General features: G+C 64.6%; 1 protein-coding gene. It reads right to left on the reverse strand.

What is annotated here, in order from left to right:
- Positions 1-212 (reverse strand): integrase core domain-containing protein (locus KVS67_RS13950; protein ID WP_217565632.1); only part of this gene is annotated, 212 nt, incomplete at both ends.

Genomic DNA, 212 nt, shown 5'->3' on the forward strand with positions numbered 1-212 from the left:
TTGTAGTGGTTCACCCACACCGCCAGGGCCTCACGCCGAGCTTGCTCTGAGGTGTAGGGGCGGGCGTAGAGGACCTCATCGACCATCAGCCGGTTGTACCGCTCGACCTTCCCGTTATGGCGCGGGGTGTAGGGTCGGATCCGGTGATGCCGGCCCCCGAGCGAGACCACCTTCGCGGTGAAGTCCGCAGCCCGATAGTTGTTCCCGTTGTC

The sequence above is a fragment of the Micrococcus sp. GbtcB5 genome (genome assembly GCF_019091605.1).
GTDB classification, from domain to species: domain Bacteria; phylum Actinomycetota; class Actinomycetes; order Actinomycetales; family Micrococcaceae; genus Micrococcus; species Micrococcus luteus.